Below are 7,317 nucleotides of genomic sequence, written 5' to 3'. Positions count from 1 at the left end.
AGGCGATGCCTGTCCTACGAATATGTCGGCCCCGTAGGTACGGCACCGCCGTACGCCGCACGGTGGTTAACGTTCACACCCACACAGCAGGCGATGCCTGCCCTACGAATATGTCGGCCCCGTAGGTCATGCAATGCATGACGCCGCACCATAGGTTAATCGTCACACCCACGGCAGACGATGCTACCAATGATTACTTGCGATCAACGGTTATGCCGGCCCATTCGGCGGGTAACAGGCCATTGCGCACGTCGCGATGAAATGTCGAAAACTTCCAATCACCAACTTTTTTCACATAACCATGGTGCACTGGGTTTATATAGCAATACATTATATTTTTGTGTAACTCATCTTCCGTTTTTATAGTTTGTTCCCAAAACCGTGCCTGCCAAAGGCTGGAACGCCTTTCTCGGCGGTAATTGTCGGTTAAATCCGCCCCTTGACCAAACTTTGAATACTTACTAGTAAGGCGTTTTATGGTTCCTATTCGCTTAGAAAGCTTGTCATCTTCAATGCCTAAAATAAGATGAAAATGGTCTGGCATTAATACAAAGGCGTGAGTATCAAAGGGCAAGGTTTTCTGGGTTTCAATAATTGCTTGTTTTAATGCTGAACGAATTTCAGGTCGAAGTAGTACAGGTTTATTGTTCAGCGTGTTTTGCGTAATGAAGTAATAGCCGGCCGCGGCGTAGTAACGAAACATATTTCCCATTGCACATTCCATGTATCGGGTTGGTTTGGCTGAAATGGTAGGAAACAAAAGGGGGTCACGCCAGAATGTTGCGTAATGGCTGATGGTGGCAACGTGCAACACCGAGCGGCGTCATGCAATGCATGACCTACGATGTTTCTATTACCGCGTTATGTCCATTTATCGCCATGCCTGTAGGGCAGGCATTGCCTGCCGTTATTCCATTGGTTCCGTTAGCCACCGAGCGGCGTCATGCAATGCATGACCTACGATGTTTCTATTACCGCGTTATGTCCGTTTATCGCCATGCCTGTAGGGCAGGCATTGCCTGCCGTTATTCCATTGGTTCCGTTAGCCACCGAGCGGCGTCATGCAATGCATGACCTACGATGTTTCTATTACCGCGTTGTGTCCATTTATCGCCATGCCTGTAGGGCAGGCACTGCCTGCCGTTATTCCATTGGTTCCGTTAGCCACCGAGCGGCGTCATGCAATGCATGACCTACGAATTCCATCGTTGCATTAACCCCACAGGTGCGGTGTCGATGTTTCTATTGCGGTATAAACGTTCATTAACGGGCGTTGCGGATAAGGGTGGTGTGGGTGTGGGCGTGGCAAATGGCGACTCCGAGGGCGTCGGCGGCGTCTTCTTGGGGCCGGCTGGGCAGTTTTAATATCTGCATCACCATGTGCTGTACTTGCTCTTTATTGGCGGAGCCGGTGCCAACCACGGCTTGTTTTATTTGTCGTGCGGAATACTCGGCCACGGCTAGGTCGTGTTTGGCGGCGGCTACCATGGCAACGCCGCGGGCTTGGCCTAATTTCAACGCTGAATTGGGGTTGCGGGCCATAAATACTTGTTCAATGGCGAATTGGTCGGGGTTAAATTGGGCGATTAATTCCGACACACCATCATAAATAATGCGCAGCCGTTCAGCCATGCTTGGCTCGCCATTGGCTTTGGTACTGGCGCTGGTAGAAGCGGCGCGAATACAACCGCTGCCCAGGTAAGTTAGGCGCGCGCCTTGCTGGCGAATAATGCCGTAGCCGGTAATGCGCGAACCCGGGTCAATGCCCAATATAATAGACAATTATTCGTAAGCCTCTGGTGGAATGTCGGCGTTGTGGTGCACTTCTTGTACGTCATCAAGCTCTTCCATCATATCAATCAGCTTCACAATGCTTTTGGCGGTTTCGATATCCAACTCAACTTCAGTCGAGGCTACTTGGGTCACTTCCGCGTTATCCGGCTCGAATCCAGCTTCTTTCATGGCATCAACCACAGCACCAAATTCGTACGGGTCGGTGTACACATCAATACTGCCATCATCGTGGGTTTCAACGTCGTCGGCTCCACCTTCAAGAGCGGCTTCAATAATGGCGTCTTCGTCGGCGCCGGGGGCAAAGCTCAACACGCCGTGCTTGGTAAACAAGTAAGCAACAGAGCCGTCGGTGCCTAAGTTGCCGCCGTTTTTGGTGAACGCGTGGCGCACATCGCCGGCGGTGCGGTTACGGTTGTCGCTCATGCATTCCACCATTACGGCAACGCCACCTGGGCCGTAACCTTCGTAGCGAATCTCAACCATGTTGTCGGTGTCGAGTTCACCGGCGCCGCGGGCCACGGCGTTATCAATGGTGTCGCGTTTCATGTTGTTCGACAGCGACTTGTCAATTGCGGCGCGTAAACGCGGGTTGGTTTCGGGGTCAGAACCACCTTCGCGGGCAGAAACCACCAGTTCGCGGATTAATTTGGTGAATATTTTGCCACGTTGGGCGTCTTGCGCCGCTTTGCGGTGTTTAATATTCGACCATTTGGAATGTCCAGCCATGTATGAAAACTCCTGTTGTTTTAATTGTCGTTAAGTTTCGGCGTTAATGTTTACCACCGAGCGGCGTCATGCGTTGCATGACCTACGATGTTTCTATTGCCGCGTTATGTCCGTTTATCGCCATTTCCGTAGGGCAGGCATTGCCTGCCGTTTGGGTGTTAATGTTTACCACCGGGGCGGCGTCATGCAATGCATGACCTACGATGTTTCTATTACCGCCGTGTGCCGCGTTATGTCCGTAGGGCAGGCATTGCCTGCCGTTTGGGTGTTAATGTTTACCGGCGGTGCGGCGTCATGCAATGCATGACCTACGATGTTTCTATTACCGCGTTATGTCCGTTTATCGCCGTTTCCGTAGGGCAGGCATTGCCTGCCGTTTGGGTGTTAATGTTTACCACCGAGCGGCGTCATGCAATGCATGACCTACGATGTTTCTATTGCCGCGTTATGTTCGTTTATCGCCATTTCCGTAGGGCAGGCATTGCCTGCCGTTTGGGTGTTAATGTTTACCACCGAGCGGCGTCATGCAATGCATGACCTACGATGTTTCTATTGCCTCGTAGTGTCCGTTTATCGCCATTTCCGTAGGGCAGGCATTGCCTGCCGTTTGGGTGTTAATGTTTACCACCGGGGCGGCGTCATGCAATGCATGACCTACGATGTTTCTATTGCCGCGTTATGTTCGTTTATCGCCGTTTCCGTAGGGCAGGCATGGCCTGCCGTTTGGGCGTTAATGTTTACCACCGAGCGGCGTCATGCAATGCATGACCTACGATGTTTCTATTGCCGCGTTATGTCCGTTTATCGCCATTTCCGTAGGGCAGGCACTGCCTGCCGTTTAGGTGTTAATATTTACCGGCGGTGCGGCGTCATGCAATGCATGACCTACGATGTTTCTATTACCGCCGTGTGCCGCGTTATGTCCGTTTATCGCCATTTCCGCAGGGCAGGCATGGCCTGCCGTTATTCCATTGGTTCCGTTAGCCACCGAGCGGCGTCATGCAATGCATTCAACGTACGGCAATGCCGTACCTACGGAGCTTCGATATTCACCGTTGTAGGTCATGCATTGCATGACCTACGGGATTCCGATGCCGTTGTATCGTTTATCACGCGTCGGGTTTGGCATTCACGGTAATGTGCAGTTCTGCTAGGGCGTCGGGGTTGGCGATGCCGGGGGCGTCGGTTAATACGCAGGCGGCGGTGGTGGTTTTCGGGAAGGCAATCACTTCGCGAATACTGCTGGCGCCTACCATGAGCATTACTAAACGGTCCAAACCGAAGGCCAAGCCGGCGTGTGGCGGTGTGCCGTACTTTAATGCTTCAAGTAAAAACCCGAACTTCTCTTTCGCTTCGTCGGCGTCGATGCCTAAAATTTCAAACACGGTGGACTGCATTTCGGCGTTGTAAATACGCACAGAGCCGCCGCCCACTTCGCAACCGTTTAAAATCATGTCGTAAGCGTCTGAAATAGCGGCGGCCGGGTTGGCTTTTAGCTCTTCAGCGGTTACGCCAACTGGCGCGGTAAACGGGTGGTGAATAGCGGCATAGCCACCTTCGTGCTCTTCAAACATGGGGAAGTCAACCACCCACAGTGGTTTCCAGCTGTCTTCAATAAGGTCAAAGTCTTTACCAGCTTTCAAACGCAGCGCACCTAAAGCTTCGCTTACCACCGTGGCGGTGTCGGCGCCAAACAATAAAATATCGCCGGTTTCTGCGCCGGTGCGGGCAAGAATTTCAGTAACTGCGGCTTCAGGTAAAAACTTCAATACCGGCGACTGCAAACCGTCCATACCGGCGTCTTTGTCGTTCACTTTTAGCCAAGCTAAGCCTTTGGCACCGTACACTTTTACATAGTCCGTGTAGTCGTCAATTTGCTTACGGCTTAAGCTAGCGCCACCTGGAATACGCAGGGCGGCAACGCGGCTGTTGGGGTCATTTGCTGGGCCGGCAAACACTTTAAATTCAATGTCAGTTAATAGGTCGGCCACGTCAACTAACTGCATCGGGTTACGCAGGTCGGGCTTGTCAGAACCATATAAACGCATGGCTTCGGCGTAGCTCATCACTGGGAAACTGCCTAAATCAACGCTAAGCAACTCAGTAAACAAACCACGAATTAAGCGCTCGGTGGTGTCACGCACTTCTTGCGCGCTCATAAAGCTGGTTTCAATATCAATTTGGGTAAATTCAGGCTGGCGATCGGCCCGTAAGTCTTCGTCGCGGAAGCATTTTACAATTTGGTAATAGCGGTCAAAACCCGACATCATCAGCAATTGCTTAAATAACTGCGGCGACTGGGGCAGGGCAAAAAACTTCCCTTCGTGGGTACGCGACGGCACTAAATAGTCACGAGCACCTTCTGGGGTGGCACGGGTTAGCATCGGCGTTTCAATGTCTAAAAAGCCTTCGTTGTCTAAGAACCGGCGCACGGCACTGGCCACCTTGGCACGAAACACTATTTTCTCGTTCATTTCCGGGCGGCGTAAATCTAAATAACGAAACCGCAGGCGCTGCTCTTCGCTCACTTGGTTATTAAAGTCGATAGGCAAGGGCGCGGCTTTGCTTAAAATAGTCAGCTCGGTAGCCAAAATTTCAATTTTACCGGTGGTCATGCGCTCGTTTATTTGCCCGTCTGGGCGGGCGCGCACTTCACCCCGTAACTGAATACAAAACTCTTGGCGCAGGGCGTTGGCCGTATCAAAAATAGCTGCGTGCTCAGGGTCAAACACCACCTGAACTAAACCAGTACGGTCGCGCATGTCGACGAAAATTAACCCGCCTAAATCTCGGCGCTTGTGAACCCAACCCGCTAAAGTAACGTGTTGCCCAAGAGAATTTTCCGTAACTTGCCCGCAATAGTGACTACGCATCTGCTATAAACCCTGTTTGTCGTGTTGTGAATGGCGTGTAGTATACGATACAGGGTGCTTGAGGTACAATTCACGATGCACTTGTTTTACAGAAAAGGAACTAGGGTTCATGAGCACACCCCGCGACTCGATTTATGCCACCCCCTTGGGCGATGTGGCCAATTTTGCCTTCGACGACCGCGTTGCGGAAGTATTTCCCGACATGATCAGCCGTTCAGTGCCAGGCTACGCCACTATTGTACAAACCATGGGGCTGCTGGCCGGTAAATACGCCCAAAATAACGCGCTTATTTACGATTTAGGCTGCTCGCTCGGCGCCACCAGTATCGCCATGAAGCAACATGTGAAAGCTAAAGGCGTGACCATTATCGGCATCGACAACTCGGAAGCCATGGTGCAACGCTGCCAAGCCCACGTGAACGCTTGGCGGGGCGACGTACCGGTGGAAATTATCTGCGCCGACATTGTTGAACAGTCATTAAAGCCGTGCTCGGTGGTGGCTATGAACTTCACCATGCAATTTATCGCGCCCGAAAAACGCGCTGCCTTGGTACAAAAAATTTACGACGCCTTATTACCCGGTGGCATTTTGTTGTTGTCAGAAAAAGTGCGTCATGAAGACCAAACCGCCGACGCCTTAATAGTCGAGCTGCACCACGAATTTAAACGCCAAAACGGCTATAGCGAACTGGAAATTTCACAAAAACGCGCCGCCATTGAAAACGTTATGCGCATCGACACCGCCGAACAACAGGAAACACGCCTACGCAGCGCCGGCTTTAGCACCGTCCAAAACTGGTACCGCTGCTTCAACTTCACCTCCTGGTTCGCTATTAAATAAAGTGCTGGGGTCAGAACAAACTTTTGACACCCTTTTCACGTATAATGCGGCTTGTAGAGCAGGGGTTCTGACCCCACAATTAATAAGGCATCAGTAAATGTACGATTTCACTCCTTTTTATGCGCGTTTAACCGAGTCGGGCTTGGGCCATTGGCTGGAAACTTTGCCGGCGGCTATTCGCCATTGGCAGCAAAACGAGCACCATGGTGAAATGAAAAAATGGCAGCGCAGTGTCGAGCAGCTACCGAACATTACGCCGAGCTCTTTTGAACTTACGAACAAAGTACGCATTGGCGCTGAAAACGATGCCAACGACGGTGAAAAAGCCCGTATTAAAGGCTTGCTGTCGCAGCTTATGCCTTGGCGTAAAGGCCCGTTTGAACTGTTCGGCGTGCATATCGACACGGAATGGCGCTCCGACTGGAAATGGGACCGCGTATTACCCCATATTAGCGACTTAAACGGCCGCCGCGTGCTCGATATCGGCTGTGGCAGCGGCTATCACCTGTGGCGCATGAAAGGGGCGGGCGCGTCTTTGGTGGTGGGCATCGACCCAACCCAGCTGTTTATGATGCAGTTTCGGGCCATTCAGCGCTATTTACCCGCAGAAATAACCCGCGACGTGGAGCTGCTACCGCTTGGCATTGAACATTTACAGCCGGTAAAAGCCTTCGACACGGTGTTTACCATGGGGGTGTTGTATCATCGCCGCTCGCCGATTGATTTTTTGCAGCAATGTATCGACCAGCTGGCGCCCGGCGGCGAACTGGTGCTGGAAACCTTAGTTATCGATGGCGACGAGCAGCAAGTATTAGTGCCCGGCGAGCGCTACGCACAAATGGGCAATGTGTGGTTTATCCCCAGCTCGAAAGCCTTGTGCCACTGGCTCGAACGCCTCGGCATGACTAATATTCGGGTGGTCGACGAAACCGTTACCACTCTTGAAGAGCAGCGCAGTACCGACTGGATGCAGGGGCAATCGCTGGTTGATTTTCTTGATGCAAGTGACCACTCGCTTACCGTGGAAGGATACCCAGCACCGAAACGCGCCGTGGTGATTGCCACCGGGCCAGCGCGTTGATT

General features: G+C 52.0%; 8 protein-coding genes. 4 read left to right on the top strand and 4 right to left on the bottom strand.

All coding sequences use genetic code 11. The features are described from left to right. Positions 1-193: 193 nt before the first annotated feature. On the bottom strand, positions 194-712 hold the full coding sequence (locus M1L23_RS13395) for an REP-associated tyrosine transposase (protein WP_252627942.1): 519 nt from the start codon (positions 710-712) through the stop codon (positions 194-196). A gap of 358 nt (positions 713-1,070) precedes the next feature. On the opposite strand from M1L23_RS13395, the gene M1L23_RS13390 reads away from it, so the two are divergent. Then, positions 1,071-1,217, top strand: a complete 147-nt coding sequence (locus tag M1L23_RS13390) for a hypothetical protein (protein WP_252627941.1) — start codon at positions 1,071-1,073, stop codon at positions 1,215-1,217. A 46-nt stretch (positions 1,218-1,263) separates the two neighbouring features. Here M1L23_RS13390 and ruvC read toward each other — a convergent pair whose 3' ends face one another. Both ruvC and M1L23_RS13380 read right to left on the bottom strand, forming a co-directional pair. Beyond that, entirely contained in the window at positions 1,264-1,782 is a 519-nt protein-coding gene (gene ruvC / locus M1L23_RS13385; RefSeq protein WP_252627940.1) for a crossover junction endodeoxyribonuclease RuvC, read from the bottom strand. Then, entirely contained in the window at positions 1,783-2,520 is a 738-nt protein-coding gene (locus M1L23_RS13380; RefSeq protein WP_252627939.1) for a YebC/PmpR family DNA-binding transcriptional regulator, read from the bottom strand. Positions 2,521-2,626: 106 nt separating this feature from the next. Between M1L23_RS13380 and M1L23_RS13375 the strand changes: the two genes are divergently transcribed. Next, on the top strand, positions 2,627-2,827 hold the full coding sequence (locus M1L23_RS13375) for a hypothetical protein (RefSeq protein ID WP_252627938.1): 201 nt from the start codon (positions 2,627-2,629) through the stop codon (positions 2,825-2,827). Between the two features lie 802 nt (positions 2,828-3,629). On the opposite strand, the gene aspS is transcribed toward M1L23_RS13375, so the two are convergent. Further along, positions 3,630-5,393 carry an aspartate--tRNA ligase gene (gene aspS, locus M1L23_RS13370; RefSeq protein WP_252627937.1) on the bottom strand — a complete coding sequence of 588 codons (1,764 nt, stop codon included), beginning with the start codon at positions 5,391-5,393 and terminating at the stop codon, positions 3,630-3,632. A 109-nt stretch (positions 5,394-5,502) separates the two neighbouring features. On the opposite strand from aspS, the gene cmoA reads away from it, so the two are divergent. Next, positions 5,503-6,234 (top strand): carboxy-S-adenosyl-L-methionine synthase CmoA, encoded by a 732-nt coding sequence (cmoA, locus tag M1L23_RS13365; protein WP_252627936.1) that lies wholly within the window; start codon positions 5,503-5,505, stop codon positions 6,232-6,234. Positions 6,235-6,331: 97 nt separating this feature from the next. Continuing rightward, positions 6,332-7,315, top strand: a complete 984-nt coding sequence (gene cmoB, locus M1L23_RS13360; RefSeq protein ID WP_252627935.1) for a tRNA 5-methoxyuridine(34)/uridine 5-oxyacetic acid(34) synthase CmoB — start codon at positions 6,332-6,334, stop codon at positions 7,313-7,315. Positions 7,316-7,317: the final 2 nt, after the last annotated feature.

Source organism: Aliidiomarina quisquiliarum (genome assembly GCF_023922585.1).
Taxonomy (GTDB): Bacteria; Pseudomonadota; Gammaproteobacteria; order Enterobacterales; family Alteromonadaceae; genus Aliidiomarina; species Aliidiomarina quisquiliarum.
The sequence above is the reverse complement of the archived record's forward strand: the minus strand, read 5'-3'. Positions and strand labels throughout refer to the sequence as shown.